General features: G+C 57.5%; 13 protein-coding genes. 5 read left to right on the forward strand and 8 right to left on the reverse strand.

The window, feature by feature from the left end:
• The first annotated feature begins 18 nt into the window (after positions 1–18).
• Entirely contained in the window at positions 19–435 is a 417-nt protein-coding gene (locus tag PSR62_RS08335) for a GNAT family acetyltransferase (protein ID WP_274407317.1), read from the forward strand.
• 658 nt (positions 436–1,093) lie between these two features.
• Here the strand turns inward: PSR62_RS08335 and PSR62_RS08340 are convergent.
• Complete coding sequence (locus tag PSR62_RS08340; protein WP_274407318.1) at positions 1,094–1,456, reverse strand: hypothetical protein; 363 nt, start codon at positions 1,454–1,456, stop codon at positions 1,094–1,096.
• Positions 1,457–1,551: 95 nt separating this feature from the next.
• The gene (locus tag PSR62_RS08345) at positions 1,552–2,643 is read right to left on the reverse strand and encodes a hypothetical protein (RefSeq protein WP_274407319.1); all 1,092 of its coding nucleotides are present in this window, start codon (positions 2,641–2,643) and stop codon (positions 1,552–1,554) included.
• A gap of 401 nt (positions 2,644–3,044) precedes the next feature.
• Between PSR62_RS08345 and PSR62_RS08350 the strand changes: the two genes are divergently transcribed.
• The 3 genes from PSR62_RS08350 (at position 3,045) to gltX (ending at position 7,942) form a co-directional block, all read left to right on the forward strand.
• A complete protein-coding gene (locus PSR62_RS08350; RefSeq protein ID WP_274407320.1) occupies positions 3,045–3,239 on the forward strand; it encodes a hypothetical protein in 195 nt (64 codons plus the stop codon).
• A 163-nt stretch (positions 3,240–3,402) separates the two neighbouring features.
• The gene (locus tag PSR62_RS08355) at positions 3,403–5,868 is read left to right on the forward strand and encodes a TolC family protein (RefSeq protein ID WP_274407321.1); all 2,466 of its coding nucleotides are present in this window, start codon (positions 3,403–3,405) and stop codon (positions 5,866–5,868) included.
• Between the two features lie 523 nt (positions 5,869–6,391).
• Complete coding sequence (gene gltX, locus PSR62_RS08360) at positions 6,392–7,942, forward strand: glutamate--tRNA ligase (protein ID WP_274407322.1); 1,551 nt, start codon at positions 6,392–6,394, stop codon at positions 7,940–7,942.
• 61 nt (positions 7,943–8,003) lie between these two features.
• On the opposite strand, the gene PSR62_RS08365 is transcribed toward gltX, so the two are convergent.
• The 5 genes from PSR62_RS08365 to PSR62_RS08385 form a co-directional block, all read right to left on the reverse strand.
• Entirely contained in the window at positions 8,004–9,227 is a 1,224-nt protein-coding gene (locus tag PSR62_RS08365; RefSeq protein WP_274407323.1) for an ABC transporter permease, read from the reverse strand.
• Positions 9,228–9,237: 10 nt separating this feature from the next.
• A complete protein-coding gene (locus PSR62_RS08370; protein WP_274407324.1) occupies positions 9,238–10,392 on the reverse strand; it encodes an ABC transporter permease in 1,155 nt (384 codons plus the stop codon).
• Complete coding sequence (locus tag PSR62_RS08375; RefSeq protein ID WP_274407325.1) at positions 10,389–12,398, reverse strand: ATP-binding cassette domain-containing protein; 2,010 nt, start codon at positions 12,396–12,398, stop codon at positions 10,389–10,391. Before PSR62_RS08375 ends, PSR62_RS08370 begins: the two co-directional genes overlap by 4 nt.
• Positions 12,392–13,501 carry an HlyD family secretion protein gene (locus PSR62_RS08380; protein ID WP_274407326.1) on the reverse strand — a complete coding sequence of 370 codons (1,110 nt, stop codon included), beginning with the start codon at positions 13,499–13,501 and terminating at the stop codon, positions 12,392–12,394. The genes PSR62_RS08375 and PSR62_RS08380 overlap by 7 nt, the downstream gene beginning before the upstream one ends.
• Before the next feature lie 279 nt (positions 13,502–13,780).
• Entirely contained in the window at positions 13,781–15,307 is a 1,527-nt protein-coding gene (locus PSR62_RS08385) for a TolC family protein (protein WP_274407327.1), read from the reverse strand.
• Positions 15,308–15,700: 393 nt separating this feature from the next.
• On the opposite strand from PSR62_RS08385, the gene PSR62_RS08390 reads away from it, so the two are divergent.
• Entirely contained in the window at positions 15,701–16,084 is a 384-nt protein-coding gene (locus PSR62_RS08390) for an STAS/SEC14 domain-containing protein (protein WP_274407328.1), read from the forward strand.
• Positions 16,085–16,473: 389 nt separating this feature from the next.
• Here PSR62_RS08390 and PSR62_RS08395 read toward each other — a convergent pair whose 3' ends face one another.
• Positions 16,474–17,535, reverse strand: coding sequence for an NAD(P)-dependent alcohol dehydrogenase (locus tag PSR62_RS08395; RefSeq protein WP_274407329.1), 1,062 nt, complete (start codon positions 17,533–17,535; stop codon positions 16,474–16,476).
• Positions 17,536–17,943: the final 408 nt, after the last annotated feature.

Below are 17,943 nucleotides of genomic sequence, written 5' to 3' on the forward strand. Positions count from 1 at the left end.
TCTTTCGGGCGAGGATTCATGTTGATTCGCAAGTTCCTCGCCGAAGACCGTGATGCCGTCGTGGATCTTTGGTTGGCGGTGTTTCCACGCTCCACTGGGCACAATGATCCGGGCACCTCGATCGATCGCAAAATGGCTGCGGACGATGGATTGTTCTTCGTGGCGACGGACGAAGTGAATGTGGCCGGCACGGTGATGGCCGGTTACGACGGGCATCGTGGATGGCTGTATTCCGTTGCGGTGTCGCCTGCCTTTCGACGCCTTGGCGTGGGAACTCGCTTGGTCCGACATGCCGAATCGGAACTGTCCCGTCAAGGTTGCCCGAAGGTGAACCTGCAAGTGATCGCCGACAACAGCGAGGTCGTCGCGTTTTATCAATCACTCGGATTTCAAGTGGAAGAACGTATCAACATGGGAAAGCTGACCGGCGAGTGATCGACTCGTCCGCCAACACCGTGTGGAAAACATGCATCATTTTGCCCAGCAGACCCCGGTTGGGCGCGGTGCGACGGACCTGGAAGTCAGGCGGACGTCCAACCCTAGATTGCGAAATGTTTGGTGTGGACATCCCGGTAGCGGATGCCACTTTTCTTCCCCGATAGCACTGAAAAGACAACAATTTTCTCTCACAACCACGCTTTGTGGGAGAGAGGGGGCCGCGTAGTTTTTCGGTGACATGTTTGGTTGGCTTCCTACAACACCTCCTCCAAAACGAAGTTTCGGCCGGAGGTCGAGCATGGAATGAGAGTAGAACATTTGTCCTCAAATGTTTGCGTGGTTGGCCGCTGTCGTCGAGCAGCGTGACGCGAACGCTTGGAAATCGGCTTGGTTGCAACGAGGTTTCGCGGTTGAGCGTTGCTCGAGGGAACAGTTGGGGGCAACGGTTCTGCTGTGACTTCCCTCATCCACCTCCACCCAAAACAAAGTTTCGGCCGGAGGTCGAGCGATGCCGTGCAGGCATACGCAAGGGAGGGCTCAGCATTGAATCCGGCGCGTGACCCTCTTCGGCCCGAAGTGGGGAGCCAGGGCAATTCAGATAGAGATTTGCGCAAACGAAAAGGCTCCGCAGCACCCAAGCTTTCTCAGTCCAGGCTCAACCCATGCCTTCGATCATCGCTTTCCGGTGTGCGATCGCTTCCCGCTTGGTTTTGAACGTCAAGAAACGCTGGACGCCCTCTTCCTGCCAAGTCGCCACCCAGCGGCCGTAGAAGTTTCTGCTGACGCCGGTCACGCCGGACGTGTTGTTGGTGGGTTTCTTGCGAGGCCCTTTGCGCCATTGTCGCTCGCCGAGCTCTTTGATCTTGGCGTCACGCCATTTCTGGGCCTTGGCCAGCGACTTTCGGATCCCGCCGTCGGAGAACCGAAAGTATTTGGAATGCTGCTCGCCTTGGCGAACGATCCGAACGGTCCAGCCTTCGAGACCCCGGGAGATGTTTAGGTTTTTGTTCTTGCTCATGCGATCTACGATAATCTGCCTCTGTCCGGCAATCAACATAGAGTTCACGCACGGTCCCGGGATCGCGTCGAATCAAACTGCTGGGGAACAGCGAATCAGGGGGATTCCCAACCGACAGGTTGTGTCCAGGCCTGTTGTTTTTGGTCCTTGAACGAAGGGTCTCGGGGAGGTTGGTTGCTGGTCACGACCGCCCGAACGTACAGTTCCTTCCCCGTCAGCGTGTACTCAGGCTGGAGGCTATCGGACGTTCCCACGGTCACACCGATTCGGTGCTCGTCGATCAATCCATCCGCTTTGGCCAAGGTGGCGATGAACTTGGTTTGGTACGTCGTGTCGGGTTCCGATTGGATTTTCAGCGAGAGGGTTTTTGATTCGGCGTCGTACTTCATATCGTCCAGGCTGACACCGCTGGATGCATAGAAGTCGCCGCGTTTCATCGCCCGAATCAAATGTTCGGGCGTGAGGTATTGGCTGCGGACCATCACCCACCCGCGGCCAGGACGCGAGCCGGGTTTGCCGTGGTACTCGTGGCTGTCGTCCGTCGCGACGCCCATCATTGGCGGCACGTTCAGCGAAGTTTGACGCAGGGCGTTGATGATGTCCCACATGCGTTCGATGCTGGGGTGTTCGTCGTCGCCGAGATGATTGACACCCGGGTGCCCGTTGTAGACCTCGAAGAATCGTTCGGAGACGACCGAAGCAAGGTCCTCGGCGGTCACGGCGTAGTGAAAGTTGGGGTGATTCACGTGCGGCAGGACTTCTCGGCCGTGAGCTTTTTCGTGTTCGAGGATGGCTCGCAGGTTGTTTTCGATCACCTGACGAACCGTGTCGCCGCCGGCGGGTTCGAGGGCTTCGGCCAAGTTCGTTGCGTTGATGTGAACCGGCTTGCCATCGCCGCGGTCGCTAATTTCTTCCGCGGGAATCAGGATGAATTGGTGATGCTGTTCGACCAAGTAGCGGAACTCATCGAGCGGTTTGAGTCGCACTTGGTAGTCGGCTTCGCCTTCTGTGCCCCGAGTTTCAACCCAGGCGTTGCCGAATCGGGCTCGGTAGCGATCCAGGATCCCAGCGTCACTGCGTTGCAGGATTTTCGAGTAGTCCATCCATCGTGAGCCCTCACTGAGCACGTTGTGGTCGGTCAGGGCCAGGAAGTTGTAGCCCTCCGATTGGTACCAATCCGCAATCATTTCAGGAAATTGATCTCCGTCACTCCACAGCGAATGCGTGTGGATATTGCCCTTCCACCATTGTGGTGCTGGTTCATCAGCGTGGCACAGCAAGGTGAAACACGAAGTGGTGAGGCAAAGTGCAAGGAGGAAAAAAGGAAGGAGGCGAGGATGCAAACGCTGGGAGAGTTTCATGGTGGAATTCAGGCGAGAGGGTTGGCGGGAGATCGAGTGCCAGTCACAGAGTAGAACCAGTCACAGAGTTGAACCGTTGTCCCCAACCGCATAGGTGAGAGCTCATTGTCTTTTTGAAACGTCGAGCGATCGGGGGGACGCTGGTTCGTCGTGGCAGTTGGTTAAGAGAGGAACGCCGCTTGACGGAACATTGGGGGACAAATGTTCTCCTCTGGGCGGCGAGTTTCATGAAAACGTTTCATGATGAGTGCCCTTTGTACTGGAAGCACTCGCAAGAAGCATTCTCTGCCAACCAAATCTTCATGATGAAAGACGTCGAATCCTTGCGAATGGGGCACAAAACTGAGCTGCGAGGAGGACGTTCGGAAAACTTCACGTTTTTTCCGATTGCCGTCAAAGTTTACCCAACCGCCATCCGATAACTACTTTCGGATGAAGGTCTCGTTCCATTCGGTGGAACGTTGTTGGGCGGGACTTTCATAGGGGGGCTTTCCACACTCGGCCCGTTCGGGGACATGCCATGCCGCACTCGCGGCACTCGTGGGGCATGTTCTGCGGCGGCACCGCGCCAGGGAAGTCCAGGGCATGAATCGCTCACTGATCCGTTTGACTGCACAACTGCAATTGGGAATCACACTCCTGATCGCCAGTGGGTGCGCACCAACTCAGCCGTTCTTCTTGAACGAGTCTCCGGACCTGAACTACTACCTCAACTCAGCCACCCGGATTGAATATCCGGATGTGGACGTGGAGAGTCTGCCCGAAACGACGGAGTCGTTGCCACCGCTTGCGATTGGCAATCACGACTACCAGTTCTGGGATTTGACGCTGGAAGAAGCGACCAACATCGCGTTGCAAAATGCGAAGTTCTACGTCACCACCAGCGGCATCGCAGAAGCCCGTCAAAACGTGGCTGACCAATTCATCAGTGGAACGGCGGATCAATTTGGCAGCATCTATGATGTCGCCATCCAGCAAACGACCACGCAGTCGGTTCCCTTGACGGTGGATAGCAATGGCAACCGCACACTGCCTCGCGGCGTTCTGCGAGCCAATCAAGTCGGCGGCGTCGAAGATGCTTTGGCTGAATTCGATGCTCAAGCCAGCGGTTTCCTGAGCTACAGCAACACCGACCGTCCGCGAAACTCGGGCAACAGTGCTGTCTCAACCTCGTTGTTTCAATCCGATGATGTGACCGCTCAAGCCGCGATCAGCAAACGATTCGCAACCGGTGGTGTCGCCACGCTGCGTCATCAAATGATTTACGGGCACAACAACCTTCCGACGGCACCGTTGGCTCTCAACTCGGCATCGAGAGTGGTTTCGAGTGACTACACCGTCACGATGGAAGCTCAAGTGCAACAACCGTTGATGCGGAATCGTGGCACCTTGGTCAACCGCATTCCGGTTGTCCTGGCCAGCCTGAACGAAGACGTGTCGATCGCCGAATACGAAATTCAAGTTCGCAACTTGGTCCGTGACGTCGAGAACGCTTACTGGGACCTGTACGTTTCCTATCGCAACGTGGCCACGGCTGTGGTCGCTCGCAACAGTGCGATGGCGACTCAGCAGTTTGCACAACTGGCGTTGGAAAACGGCACCGGGACGTTGCAAGAGTTTTCGCAAGCCAAAGGCCAGTACTTCCAGTTCCAAGCTCAGCTTGAAACGGCACTGGCGGGATCGAACTTGCCCGGACCGGATGGTGCAGGCGTTTATGGTGCCGAAAACCGATTGCGTGAGCTGATGGGATTGGCTGCAACGGACGGTCTTTTGATTCGTCCAATCGACGAACCAACGCTGGCCCGAGTTGAATTCGATTGGTTCGAGTCGGTCGCCCAAATGCTGTACTTGTCGCCTGAGCTTCGTCAGACCAAGACTCGAATCAAACAACAAGAGCTGGAAGTGATCTCGGCCAAGAACCAGATTCTTCCCGAAGTGAACCTGTCGTTGCTGTACCGCTGGGTCGGTGTCGGTGACACGCTTGGTCCTCCAGATGGTGGCACGGGTGTCTTTCCTGAACCAGGCAGCTCCGCACTTGGCAGTCTGACCGGTGGCGATTTCCAAGAAGGTGCCGTTCGTCTCGAAGTGACTCCACCCGCCTTTGGTGCACGTCGTGAATTGGCTCGAATCCAGAACGCAAAGCTCCGCATTGTTCGCGAACGATCTAAGTTGCAAGAGGACGAACGATTGCTCGTCAGCAAGTTGTCGGGGGCAGTTCGCAAGGCTCGCTCGCACTACCAACTGACTCATACCAACGCTCAGCAATGGCAAGCGTTTGAAACGGAAGTGGAAACTCGATTGGCAGAATACGAAGCCGGAACACGAGACATCAACGTGGTCCTGCAAAGTCAGCAACGCAAGGCTCAAGCCGAGATCAGCTACTACCGTTCGCTCGCCGAATACAGCAAATCGCTGAGCTACGTCGACTACTTGAAGGGAACCTTGCTCGCCAACAGCGGCATCACCCTGCGAGAAGGACCTTGGAACAAGAAAGCCTACTGGGATGCACTCGAACGAGCACGTGAACGAAGTGCTGGCAAGAAATTGCAATACGGTGTGACTCGTCCAGGCGTGGTTCGCCAAGGGCCTGTTCGGGATGCGGATTCCGTTTCGAAAATCGTCGGCAGTGGAACCAGCACCCACGGACAAACGTTGCCACCGGGTGAGTTCGAGATGAACGCGGCTGACGGCCAAGTCTTCTTCGGCGATGCCAACGGCGATTCGTTGCCCATGGACATGGGAATTGCTCGAGACCCAATCCGAATCGAAGACCAACCCTTGGTCGAGTACGGCAGCAGCACCCATGAAATGTTGCAGGCTCCTCAGCCCATCGATCGGCTGTCGGCACCTGTGAACGTCCCAACACCGGCTCCATCGATTGAATCGGTTCAACCACTTCGATCGCCCGCCGCATCGTCCAGTGATGGTGCGTCGTGGGGAACGGCTCGCCGAGTCCAACCCGCTGCTTACACGGCACCCGCGGCGACCTCGGTCGCGGAACCTGCTGAGTACTCACCGCAACCCGTGCGACGGAAACCCATTCCTCGCTGAAACACCTGAACACGAACCAGGTCTGAGTCACTGACCAGGCCACACGGTTCTCATCACCTTCGTAGGGGCGGAGGCTTGAGTGGTTGTCGTCCGACACACGCGCGTTGGATCCACGACCCACTCCCACGACTAGCTCGACCGGTCTGCTTGCAGGCCCGTCGGGCTTTTCGTCGTTTTCAAGTCAGTACGATGGTCTTCCAAGACCGTCACGCACACTGGGCGGATTTGCGTCGCAGACCGACGGGCTGGGAAGCTTGTCGTGCAGAGCGGGTTCGACGGGCTCGGAAGCCCATCGTACGGAGTAAGTTTGCGACGGGCTGGGAAGCCCATCGTACGGGGCAAAGCCAACGGGTTTGGGAGTCCGTCGTGTCGTCAGGGTGGCTGGCATGATTTTGGTTGGCGGGTTAGGAAAGTTTCGACCGCCTGCTAGCATTGTCGCTGAGCGTTGGATGAATCAAACGCTCCAGGGTTTGAACCCGCTCGGTCGTCCTGCACGTCTTCCCATTTCCACTGTTTTCGAACCATGATTCGCACGCGATTTGCCCCCAGCCCGACCGGATACTTGCACATCGGCGGCGTCCGCACGGCACTGTTCAATTGGTTGTTGGCCAAGCAATCTGGCGGACAATTCATTCTGCGGATTGATGACACCGACGCGGGACGCAATGTCGAGGCAGCCCTGAAACCCATTCTGGACGGCTTTCGTTGGCTGGGAATGGACTGGGACGAAGGCCCCGATGTCGGCGGCCCCCACGGACCCTACTTTCAATCGCAGCGAGGCGATTTGTACCGAGCCGCGGCCGGAAAACTGCTCGCTGATGGTCACGCCTACCGCGATTTTGCCAAACCAGAAGAGTTGCAAACGCTTCGCGAAGAAGCTCAAAAAGCGGGCGAAGCATTTGTCTACGATCGCCGCTGGATGGCGGAAGACGAAGCGACCGCGGCCAAATTCGAAGCCGAAGGTCGGCAAGGCGTCGTGCGTCTGAAGATGCCCCGCGAAGGCCAATGCGTGATCCAAGATTTGATCCGTGGCGAAGTCGTTGTGGAATGGGCGTCGGAACAAGATCACGTGATCGCGCGTGCCGACGGCAGCCCGCTGTATCACCTCGCCAGCGTCGTCGATGATCACGAACTGAAGATCACCCACGTCGTTCGCGCCGCGGAACACTTGCCCAACACGGCTCGCCAAGTGTTCATCGCTCAATCGCTTGGGTATGACCTGCCCACCTACGCTCACCTGCCCTACGTGGCCGAGCCCGGTGGATCCGCCAAATTGAGCAAACGCAAACTCGACAAGTACAAGAAGAACCGCGATTTCGCTGTGCTGTTGGCTCATGGTGAGAAGATCGCCGAGCGTTGCAACATGCAAATCGACGCGGACACGTTCAATCCTGTGCTGGTCGACTTCTATCGTGAGATCGGATTCTTGCCCGATGCGTTGCTCAACTACCTGTTGTTGCTGGGTTGGTCGCTGGACGGCGAAACCGAGAAATTCACGATCGCCGAAATGATCGAGAAGTTCACTCTGGACCGTGTCAACAAAGCTCCCGCCTCATTCGACCCTGCCAAATTGCAATCGTTCCAAGGCGATGCATTCGCGGAATTGTCGGACGAGAAACGGACCGAGTTGGTGCGTCCGTTTGCGGTCGCGGCTGGCTTTGTCGCCCCAGGCGATGCCGACGAAACGTTGAAAGCTGTTCTGGCTGCGGCGGGCGATCGTTTGAAAATGGCCGGCGACATCATCGATTTCGACTATTGCTTCGTGGACGACTATGCCGTCGACGAAAAAGCGTACGAGAAACGATTGGTCAAAGCCGATGGTGCGAAGGAGTTGCTGGCGAAGCTGAATGAGACTCTGAAAGCAGCGACTGAGTTCGACGCCGCCAGCGTGGAAACGACGGTGAAGTCATTCTGCGAATCCGAAGGCATCAAGATCGGGCAAATCATTCACGCGTTGCGAGTGGCGACGACGGGAGCGGCCAGCGGCTTCGGCATGTTTGAAACGCTGGCGGTCTTGGGCCAAGCCAAGGTGATCGCCCGGATCGAAAAGACGATCGCTGGTCTGCCAGCGTAGAACCTTTGCCCGCAACGGTTTGTGTGATCCCGGTCTCAATCGGAGCAATGCACGTCATTGCTCAGCCGAATTGACGGCGAAAGTACCCCATGCTCATCCCGTAGATGGCAGCGCCGAACAGAGCAATGGCGAGGATCGAATCCCACAACAACCCAATGCCGGACCCTTTAAGCATGATGCCGAGGCTGGCATCGATGTAGTGGTGCAGCGGCGCGATGGCGCTGACAGCACGAAGCACCGGTGGCATGTTCTCGGGCGGCGTCCATGCCCCTGAGAGGAAGACCATGGGGATGAAGATCAAGGCGGTCAGCATCCCGACTTGGGCCAAGTTCCTAGCGATGGTCGCCAGCAGCATCCCGATCCCAGCGGTCGTGAACACATAAATCGCGGTCACTGCCATGAACAGCGTCAGGCTGCCGCGAAAAGGGACGCCAAAGAAGGGTTGCAGGATCAAATGAATCGTGATCATGGTGCCCACCAAGATCACACTGGTCATGGCGAGCACTTTGGGGAACATCATTTGGAACGTTGACAGCGGCGAAACCAGAAGTTGTTCAACGGTGCCGCGTTCTTTCTCGCGGGCCATGGCGGACGCCGGCAGCAAGATCGCAAACATCGTGATGACATTCAGCATCTCAACGACGGACATGAACCACGCGTCGTTCTGATTGGCGTTGTACCAAACGCGATGTTCTTCGTGGATGATCGGCGCAGCTTGTTCGTTCAGGCCGATGCCTTCTCGCTGCATCGCGGCCTCCAACCCGTATTGCCCGACAATCTGCTCACCATAGCTGGTCGCCAAGAATCCCAAGACGGGGTTGGAGGTGTCGATCTGCAACTGCACGCTGGTGGTTTCGCCGGCCAAGAGGGATTCCTGAAACTGCGGCGGGATATCGAGCACCATCATGGCTTCCCCGCGGTCGAGCATCTCAATGCTCTCGCCGTGATGGAGGACTTCGCCATCGATGCTGAATTGAGGGGGGCGAAAGCGATGAATCAGTTCCCGCGATGCAAAGCTGTGATCGGAATCGTGGACCTGCAAAGCTCCATTTTGCAATTGCATGCTGACTCCTGACCCGGCCAGGAAGACTTCCAGCGTGAAGGCATACAGCATGAACACAATCAAAATGCGATCGCGGTAGAGTTGCAGGTACTCTTTGATCGTCATCACTCGCATGCGGTTCCACCACACAACGAACGCTCGGCCGCGACGGGGGCGAGTCTCCGGTTCGTCTGCCGTGTGCGGCTGAGGTCGTTCCCCGGTCGTTGGTGTTGTTGGATTCATGTGCTGGGACTCAAGTGCTGGGCCTTTTGTGGAACATTCGATATCCGATTGTCATCAGGCCCGTCGCGTAGAAGGCCAGGACCAGAACATCAGGCCAAAGCTCACGCAGGCCCACCCCTTTCATGAAGGTGCCGACGATGATGTTGGTGTAGTACATCGCTGGCAGCCCGTGGGCGGTCATTTGTGCCGTTGGACTGAGCGATGAAATCGGCACGATCACTCCCGAATACAGGATGGAAGGGATCACCGTGACGATGAAGGTCACCACCATGGCGGCCACTTGGGTTCGCACCAGAACGGAAACAACCAATCCCAAACCGGTGGTGCAAATGATGTACAGCAGCGTCGCCGGGATGAAGAACAGCAGGCTGCCTTTGAAGGGAGCACCAAAGAGCTGGGTCGCGATCAGCCAGAGGATCACCGCATTGGCGGAGGAAATGCCCACATAGGGAATCAGTTTTCCAATGAGAAATTCGAGCCTTGTGACAGTCGATGAATAGATGTTGTAGATCGACCCGCGTTCTTTTTCGCGAACGATTCCGAGTGCCGTGTAGAACGGTGGCGTCATCATCAAGATGACCATGATCAGCCGCGGCGTAATCGCCCAATCACTCTTCATGCTTTGGTTGTACAGGTACCTCGCTTCCAACGTGACCGGACGGATGGACGTGGCGGCTTGAGCCAGTGGAATTCCGCGACGCTTGGAAATGTACGATGCCAGCACCTCGCTTGAGAACGAGGTGTTCATCGCCAGCACATAACCCTTGGTCGTTTGCGCGCGGAACGGAAACGTCCCGTCGATCAGGGTTTGCACCACCACCGGCCGACCACCAAGAAGTTCCTTTTGGAAGTTCTCCGGGAGAATGATGGCAGCACGGATTTTGTTGTCTGCCAACAGGGGTGACAGGTCGTGCACGTCGAGGGCGTAGCCTTTGAAATCAAAGTAACGTGAGTCGATGTAGCGGTATGCATATTCGCGGCTCAAATTCGTTCCGTCGCGATCCACAATTGCGAGTGGGATGTCCTCGACGTCCAGGGACAATCCGTAGCCAACGACAAGCATCAACGAGACCGGCACCAAGAACGTGAGGGCCAGGAACATGCGATCTCGCACGATTTCTCGCCATTCTTTGGATGCCACGGCGGTGACGCGACGCACGTTCATGGCGTTCCCCCGTTGGCTTTCGCGTCGGCCTTTTCGAGGGCGAGGACGCGGTTCACAAATACGTCTTCCATGGTCAGCGGTTGTTCCAACACCGACAGCACCTCGATGTTGGATTTTCTCAAGGCGTCCCTGACTCGCTGTTCTGCGACCGATGGATCCGACGCGAGGAAGTGAATGCGTTTGCCGAACAAAGACACACCCGGAAACCCTTCTGATTCGAGGACTTCGAGGGCGGCCAGCGGATTGTCGGTGGTGACTTCGAGCAATTGGCCGGATTCGTTCCGCAAGCTGGCTTTGAGTTCGCTCGGCGAGGCGTCGGCAAAGACACGTCCGGCGTACATCATCGCGATGTGGTCGCAGTGTTCGGCTTCGCTCATGTAGTGCGTGGTGACGAGAATCGCCACGCCTTCGTTGCGTGAAAGATCAAAGATGATGTCCCACAAACGTCGTCTGCCGATCGGGTCGACCCCTGAGGTCGGTTCGTCGAGAAACAGGACTTGCGGGCGGTGAACCAACGCGCAGCCGATGGCCAAACGTTGCCGGACACCCATTGGCAGACTTCCCGAGAGCGAGTTTTCGCGGCCGGACAGTCCGGCCATGTCGATGATCCACTCGGTCCGCTCACGTGCGCTGCGTCGAGAGAGTCCGTAGATCCCTGCGTACAGGCGAATGTTTTCGACGACACTCAGGTCCTGGTACAACGAGAACGCCTGGGACATGTATCCAATCCGTTCTTTGATCTCCTGACCAGCGCGGCGCATCTCAGCACCTGCAACGCGGCCCGTTCCTGCCGTTGGCGGCAGCAGGCCTGTCAGCATCTTGATGACCGTTGTTTTGCCCGCGCCGTTGGCTCCCAACAGTCCAAAGATCTCACCCTGCTCGACACGAAAGTTAACGCGATCGACGGCCCTGAAAGAACCGAATTCTCGCACCAGTTCGTTGGCTTCGATGGCGAGTCCATCCGGGTGTCGGGCGTTGGTGTTGGAAATCGAAGGCGCTGTTTGCAGGTCATCGTTGTCAGTGAGTCCACGTCGCCGCAGCAAGGCAATGAACACGTCTTCGAGATCAGGTTCTGCAACATGGATTTCATGCGGTGAGAACTTTTCGAGGCGAGACGTGACGGCCTGTTTCGCCTGTTCATCGTCCGCGTCGTCCACGAACACACGGAGCCACGGTCCAACCGCTTCGGATTGCGGGAAAGTCTGTTTGAGCAAGGCCAGCGATTCCGCTTGCGGTTCGGCCTTGGTCTGCACGATTCGGCCTGGAACGAGCGCTGCGATCTCGTCCGGTTCACCGCGGGCAAGCACCTTCCCGTCAAACAACAAGGCGGCGTGATGGAACCGAGTTGCTTCATCCATGTAGGCCGTCGAGACCAACGCCGTGATCTGTTCCTCTCGGAGGAGCTGAGCGAGAATACTCCAAAAATCACGGCGTGAGACCGGGTCGACTCCTGTCGTCGGTTCGTCCAGCACCACGAGTTGTGGATGATGGATCAGGCAACAGACCAGGCCCAGCTTTTGCTTCATTCCACCCGAGAGATTCTTCATCGCCCGATCGCGAAATTTGTCCAGTCGGGTCATCTCGAGCAAGCGTTTCTTGCGTTGTTCCAGGATCTCTTTGGGGACGAGTCGGATCTGCCCAAAGAAGTCCACGTTTTCTTCGATGGTCAGGTCGGCGTAAAGGTTCAGCCCCAGGCCTTGCGGCATCAAGCCAATTCGATCTTTGATCGTTTCCGCGGATTGTTCTGAATCAACCTGGGTGCCAAACACTTCGAGTGTTCCGCTGTCGTAGGTGAGAACACCCGCGATGGCCTTCATCAGACTGCTCTTGCCGGCACCATCGGGGCCAATCAGACCGTAGATCTCTCCGCGACTGATTTCCAAGTCGATGCCATCGACAGCGGTTGTGCGACCATAGGTCTTGCGAAACTCAGCGACGCGAACGATCGGTTTCGAAGCAGCTGATGAGGTGGTGTCGGTGGAGTGGTTGAGGCCGACGTCTACCATTGGGGTTTGGCCCACGGTGTGTCCTCCTTCCATCGCACCACGGCATCGGCCGGCAAGCCAGGCGTCAGGCGATGAGCGGGGTTCTCATCCAAGTACAACTTGACGGCGTAGACCAGCTTCACGCGTTCATCGGGAGTTTGGACTTCCTTCGGTGTGAATTCAGCCCGACTGGAGACGTAGCGGACGGTGGCTGGAAACGGTGTTTCCGGATAGGCGTCGGTGTGGATCCGTGCGGGCAATTCCAATCGCACCCGTCCGATTTCGACTTCGGGCACGTAGACCTTCAGGTACAAACGGTCGAGATTCACGAGGTCGAACAACGGTGAACCTGCGGCGACGATCTCGCCAATGTCAACGACACGCGTCGTGATGACTCCGTCCGCAGGTGCGGTGATGGTCAAGTCATCGAGGACACTTTGGGCTTCGTCTCGAACCGCTTCTGCGCCAGCCACTTGGGCGGCGAGTGCTTCGAGTTCTTGCCGTTTGGCGTGAACACGACGGTCACCCAGATTCGCTTCGGCCAGTTGCTTTTCGGCTTGCGTCAATGCGGTCTCGGCCACACGCACATCGTTCTTGGCGACCGTCCAGGCGAGCTCCGCTTCTTCGCCCTTGCGTTGGTCGACGGTTCCACGGGACGCAAGTTCGGAGAAACGCTTGGCGTCGCGTGCCGATTGCTGTTCGGCCGCCTTGGCTTTCGCGACGACGGCCTTGGCATGCTCCAGCGATGCCTCCGCCGTTTCGATCATCAGTGGCACTTCGCTCTCGAGCAACTCGAGTCCGGATTGGGCCGCTCGGTACTGAGCCTGTGCGGCTTGGACGCCCTGCTCGGCTTGTCGCAGTTTTGCCTGAACCTGTTGGCTGTCCAATCGAGCCAAGACCTGGCCCGCTTTGACGCTATCGCCTTCGCGAGCTAGTAGTTCGTGGATTTTGCCAGCGAACTTGCTGGCGACGGTGACGTGGTCGCCTTCAATTCGGCCGTTTGCTTGGACCAGTCCATCGGGGAGCGGTTCCACTCGTCCCCAGCGATCCCAAGCGAAGTAGCCTCCCACCACGCATGCTGCGAGCAACAAGAGCATCGACAATCGTTTGAATGACTTCGCCATCGCGACGGATCCTGATTATGAAAAAGATCGCCGTCACTCCAAACGAAATTGCAAACTCGCTTCGCTCTACCTTTGTTCGCGGACGACAAACAGCAGACGCGTTCAAGCACAGGGTGTGCCATTGTCATCAAGGGTGCCGAAAGGCACGGTCGCACGATTGACGGACCTGATCGCCGCCGCGACCAGATTGCTGGTGTGACGAGGTCGCACTGCCCGGCGGGGGGCGGCGAGCGTATCTGCACAAAATTGCGGAGGGCGGTTGCGCAGAGCGGATGGCTTTTAGAGATTGCCGGTGGCTCGGTCGAGCATGACGCGAGCGAGGGCGGCGTCATACTTCGCCGAGAAATAGCTGTTGCGACTTTGCGCCAACAACGTTTGAGCGTCCAAGGCTTCGGTGTTGGTGCCGACTCCTTGGCGGTAGCGGTCCAGGGCAGACTGAAGGTTTTCTTCCGCCTGTGCAACGGATGTTTCGGCGACATGGATCCGGTCGTTGGCGTTTTGGAGATTGAGCCAGGACTGCTTGACTTGCAACGCGATGCGGCTTTCCAAGTCTTGTTTGAGCCGAGCCAACGCGGATGCCTGCTGTCGGAGTGCGGCGGCTTTGTTGCGAGCGACTCCACCATCAAAGATGGTCCATTCAGCCAGCAAAGAAGCGGACCAAAATCCTTCGTGCGTGAGGTTGTCGTTTTCAAGAAAACTGAATCCGCTCGCGGCACCCACCTGAGGTCCCAGGGCCGCCAGTTCACGCTTTGCTTGGTGACGCAGTGCGTTTGATTTATGGGCCACCGCCTGCAATTCAGAACGTTGTGCCAGAGCAATCGCAATCAATTCATTGGGGCCGGCATCGGCCGGCAGTCCAGCGGTCTCGAATTCCGAACTCAGGGGTTGTGAATTCGCGATCTCGGCGAGCGTCACCGGTGCGTCCAGCGGTCGTCCGACATAGCGGTTGTAGGCTGCACTTGCGAGATCGAGCCCATTGGTCGCTTGCAGGTGCTTGTCGCGAGCTTCGGAAAGGGTGGTTTTGACGGCCAGGACATCGCCGTTGGCGACCACACCTTCATCGAACAGATCTTGAACATCCACCAAGTGCTTTTCCAGCGTGACCACGCTGATCCGAGCGACTTCGACGAGTTTCGCGGCCTTCAAGACATTCACAAACGCTTCGGCCACCTCCATTTTCAAGTCGTGCCGTTCGGAGCGTTGGTCAAAACGCGACGCGTGCACATTGGCGCAGGTGGCGTCAATCGTGCTGCTAATCCGCCCACTTGTGTAAATCGGAACGGACGCGAATGTGGCGGATGAAAAGAAATCCTTTTCGCCGATCGGCAGGGAACCGAAACCAAGGCCGGCCAGTCCGGGAATGTCGACCCCAATCCCTGGCTCTCGATCAAGTGCGGTGTAGGAGTTGAACGTTCTCAGGGAAGGGTTTCTGGCCGACTTCGCTGCTTCGTGAGCGTAAACGGCGGCGCCGGTCACATTGGCTTTGGATTGCAGTTTTTGATCCACTGCGACTGCCATTGCCCAGGCTTCTGGCAGCGATTCGCCACCGGAAGAATTCAGTTCGATGGTGTCCAACACGACGGGGGGCGGTGTCGGTTCCTCCGCCATTTCTACGTCGTTCAGCTCGAGATTTGCCTCGACGTCCGTGAAGCTCGCCAGGCTGACGGGCGGCGATAACTTCGGTGGGACGCTCGCATCGCTTGGTGAATGCTCTGCCACAAGCGACTTGCTGACGGGGGTGGTGTCAGCCAATCGGTGTGTCCCCGACCCCGCGCAACCGACGGCGTTGACCAACAAAACTGCCATGGCGGTTTGGAATCGTGAATGCATTTTGAAGGCCTTGGACGACACAAATCGGGTGTGGAAGTCGCTCGGCTGCCCACGGCAGGACCGGATCTCGACGACTGTTCACGACATTCCCACTCTTCGTCACACCCGCTAGGAAGGTCTTAACTGGACGGTCGAGCAAGGAGGAACCGGTAGGACCGTTACAAAGCGAATCAACGCAATCGTTTCAGTCCGCAAGGTCAACGATGTGGGGGCATCTGCTCCCAAGCAGGGGCGTTTTGACCGCACGCAGTCCCAAGCGGCACGTCGCTTGCCTTCTTTGTCATCGCTTGCCGGTCGTCATTGATGAGCCGCTTGCCAGTCGCGGGGCGATGGGACGTCCCCAAGAGCCAACCACACAAGGAGAACAAAATGGCTGTTCAAATCATTCAAGATCCAGCAACCAACATGATCGAGATCCAGGCTTCTGGATTGTTGACCACGGAAGACTACGAGACCTTCCTGCCTCGCGTTGAAAAAGCGATTGAAGAACATGGCAAGCTCAACTTGATGTTTGTCATGGAGCATGTCGACGGTTGGGAAGTGGGCGCCTTTTGGGAAGATCTCAAATTTGGCTTCAAGCACCACGGCGAACTGAATCGGATCGCGATCGTCGGTGACAAGAAATGGGAAATCGCCATGGCGAAGATCGGCCAGTACTTCACCAGTGCAGAGGTCAAATTCTTCTCTGTCAGCGATCAACATCATGCGATCGATTGGTTCCGCGTCGGTGGGACATCGCCCGCAAAAGCGTGAGCCAAACCCGTTGTTCGAGAGGATGATGGTGCGTTCCATGGACCACCCTCAATCCTGGAGATCGTGCAGCTTTTTGGTGCTGCATTTTGGCAGGTTTTCACGCGGCGCACCTCTCCTGAAACGCAGTTTGGGGAGAGGTCGAGCGACGCCGTTCAGGCGTACGCGAGGGTGAGGGCCGAGCATGGGAAGCGGCGCGTATGACCCTCCCCCGGAAATCTCGCTGAACGCTCGCTTTCCGACCCCTCCCGCTGCACGGGCGGGGTTCTGAAGGCATTGCCAACACAGCACTTCAAAACCGCACGATCTCCGCGGGCCGAGGTGGGACGCGGCGAGTTCGCTTGATCCTGCGAGGCTCGCCAGCGGTGAGGGAGGGTGCAGGATGGGTTGGGTCAGAACCGGATCAACGGCTTGAGCATGCCGTCTTCTTTCGTTTCCATCATGTGCAGTGCTTTTCCGACGTCGTCAAAGTCAAACGAATGTGTCGTCAGAGGCGAGGGATCGACGCGGCCGGTTTCCAGCAGGCGAAGCAACCGCGACATCCGCACGTTTCCACCAGGACACAATCCTGTCCGGATGACTTTGTCGCTCATGCCGACGCCCCATTCCAGGCGTGGGATGTTGACGCTGTCGCCGTGCCCAAAGTAGCCCGCGACTGAAATCGTTGCCCCTGGCCGGGTTGCCTTGATGCACGCTTCAAAGGTGGGCTGGGCCCCGAGGCACTCGATCGCTGAGTCGACTCCGACGCCACCGGTCAACTGGCGGATTTCTTCCACCGGATCCACTTCATTGAAGTTCAGGGCGACGTCGGCACCGAAGTGCCGAGAGAGCTCGAGACGGTTCTCCATGCCGTCGATTCCGATGACCAGGCCTGCGCCCAGCAGTCGAGCACCGACGGTTGCCATCAGACCCACGGGGCCTTGCGCAAAGATCGCCACGGTGCCACCCAAGGGGATGTTGGCATGTTCGGCGCCCATGAACCCCGTCGACATCATGTCGCAAGCGTAGACGGCGGTGTCATCGGAAATCGAATCGGGAATCGGAGTCAAATTCGCTTTGGCGTCGTTGACATGAAAGTACTCGGCAAAGCTACCGTCTTTGATGTTCGCGTACTTCCAACCACCCAGCATTTCGCCGCACTGCGAAGGGTAGCCACGCTGACAGTTTTCACATTGAAAGCAGGGCGTGATTGCATTGACAGCCACGCGGTCACCTTCGCGAAAGCCGCGAACTTCGCTGCCCAATTTGGCGACGATGCCGACCGCCTCATGGCCGAGTGTCAGACCGCTGCGGTCACCGATTGCCCCTTTGACGGTATGCACGTCGGAGGTGCACACCAGAGCTCGGGTTGTTTTGACGATCGCATCATTGGGGCCTGGGGTTGGAATCGGTTTGTCGGCAAACTCGACGCGATCAATGCCTTGCATCACGAACGCTTTCATCAGGCTGGACATCGGGGGGACTCCGTTGGCGGGTTGAAGTGAACTCGGATCGCTGCTCGAGGCAGCGTGTTTGGACAGACGGTCAACTGCGTGATTGCGATCCCTGTGCCAGAGTGCCGGCGATCGCAGTGGGTGGGTGGTGGGTGGTTTGGCTCGGGGCATTCCATCGGAAGACGTCCGCTGTGATGCGTTGGCGCCGGGTGGGATGGGACTTGCCTTTCAAAGCCGTGCCTCGTTTCGGTAGCGAGGTTTTCCCGACGCTGCCTGTTTGCTCCATTGGGCTGTTTGTTTGCTCCATTGGAATGACCAAGAGTGTGCGAACACGTCCAGGTTGTGCGAATGCGATCGCACTGGTTGATCCTGTTTGGGGAAAAGGATCTTGTCTCTCTGCTGTTCGGTGGCTGGTCTGACCCGCGGCAT

The organism is Rhodopirellula sp. P2 (genome assembly GCF_028768465.1).
In the GTDB taxonomy this organism is placed as follows: Bacteria; Planctomycetota; Planctomycetia; order Pirellulales; family Pirellulaceae; genus Rhodopirellula.

Excerpts from the sequence above, each read along its gene's own strand:
- PSR62_RS08385 (WP_274407327.1), bottom strand. The coding sequence starts at position 15,307 with ATGGCAGTTTTGTTGGTCAACGCCGTCGGTTGCGCGGGGTCGGGGACA.
- PSR62_RS08350 (WP_274407320.1), top strand. The coding sequence starts at position 3,045 with ATGAAAACGTTTCATGATGAGTGCCCTTTGTACTGGAAGCACTCGCAA.
- PSR62_RS08375 (WP_274407325.1), bottom strand. The coding sequence starts at position 12,398 with ATGGTAGACGTCGGCCTCAACCACTCCACCGACACCACCTCATCAGCT.
- PSR62_RS08335 (WP_274407317.1), top strand. The coding sequence starts at position 19 with ATGTTGATTCGCAAGTTCCTCGCCGAAGACCGTGATGCCGTCGTGGAT.
- PSR62_RS08345 (WP_274407319.1), bottom strand. The coding sequence starts at position 2,643 with ATGATTGCGGATTGGTACCAATCGGAGGGCTACAACTTCCTGGCCCTG.
- PSR62_RS08395 (WP_274407329.1), bottom strand. The coding sequence starts at position 17,535 with ATGTCCAGCCTGATGAAAGCGTTCGTGATGCAAGGCATTGATCGCGTC.
- PSR62_RS08365 (WP_274407323.1), bottom strand. The coding sequence starts at position 9,227 with ATGAATCCAACAACACCAACGACCGGGGAACGACCTCAGCCGCACACG.
- PSR62_RS08370 (WP_274407324.1), bottom strand. The coding sequence starts at position 10,392 with ATGAACGTGCGTCGCGTCACCGCCGTGGCATCCAAAGAATGGCGAGAA.
- PSR62_RS08355 (WP_274407321.1), top strand. The coding sequence starts at position 3,403 with ATGAATCGCTCACTGATCCGTTTGACTGCACAACTGCAATTGGGAATC.
- gltX (WP_274407322.1), top strand. The coding sequence starts at position 6,392 with ATGATTCGCACGCGATTTGCCCCCAGCCCGACCGGATACTTGCACATC.
- PSR62_RS08340 (WP_274407318.1), bottom strand. The coding sequence starts at position 1,456 with ATGAGCAAGAACAAAAACCTAAACATCTCCCGGGGTCTCGAAGGCTGG.
- PSR62_RS08390 (WP_274407328.1), top strand. The coding sequence starts at position 15,701 with ATGGCTGTTCAAATCATTCAAGATCCAGCAACCAACATGATCGAGATC.
- PSR62_RS08380 (WP_274407326.1), bottom strand. The coding sequence starts at position 13,501 with ATGGCGAAGTCATTCAAACGATTGTCGATGCTCTTGTTGCTCGCAGCA.